Annotated in this window: 1 protein-coding gene; it reads right to left on the bottom strand. The window is 65.8% G+C overall.

Annotated features, from left to right (window positions below; translation table 11 throughout):
* The coding region (locus APH35_RS27960; protein WP_060515842.1) for a dihydrodipicolinate synthase family protein at positions 1–728 on the bottom strand (728 nt) is incomplete at its 5' end.

Raw genomic sequence — 728 nt, 5'->3', positions numbered from 1 at the left:
TCAGGCCAGGTTCTGCTCGGCCGACCAGCTGGCGTACCAGCTACGGAACAGCGCGTATTGCTGCTCGGCATAGTTGCGCTGGGCGTCGGTCAGCACGTCGGTCTGGTTGAAGTGCAGGCTGTACTCGGTGTCGCCGTTCAGCACCATCAGGTGCTTGTAGTACAGCACCAGGTCGCAACCTTCATCGAACGACGACAGCACGGCCAGTGCCGCCTCCAGCTCGCGCGCCAGGCGGCGGGCACGGGCGTCGCCCTTGGCCGCCTGCTTGCTCAGGCTCACCAGCTGCAGCACTTCACGCGGCAGGGCGTTGCCGATGCCGGTGATGGCGCCGGTGGCGTTGCAGTTGACGAAGCCGTGCACCACTTGGGTATCCACGCCGACCATCAAGGTCACATCGTCGTCCTTGGAGGTGATGTGTTCGGCGGCATAGCGCAGGTCGGCGCCACCGCCGAATTCCTTGAAACCGATCAGGTTGGGGAACTCGCGGCGCAGCTCGAAGAACAGGTCGGCGCGGGTGGCGAAGCCGTAGTACGGGCTGTTGTAGATCACCGCTGGCAGCTTTGGTGCGGCGGCGAGAATGGCCGAGAAGTGGTGCTTCTGGGCGATCAACGAAGCGCCGCGGCTGAGCACGCGGGGGATGACCATCAGGCCGGCGGCGCCGACGCTGGCTGCGTGGGCGGCATGAGACACCGCTTCACGGGTGTTCACCGCGCCGGTGCCGACAATGG

This window comes from Pseudomonas sp. NBRC 111132 (assembly GCF_001320565.1).
Taxonomy (GTDB): domain Bacteria; phylum Pseudomonadota; class Gammaproteobacteria; order Pseudomonadales; family Pseudomonadaceae; genus Aquipseudomonas; species Aquipseudomonas putida_P.
Note: the sequence above shows the minus strand (reverse complement) of the source record. Positions and strands in the feature narration are given on the sequence as shown.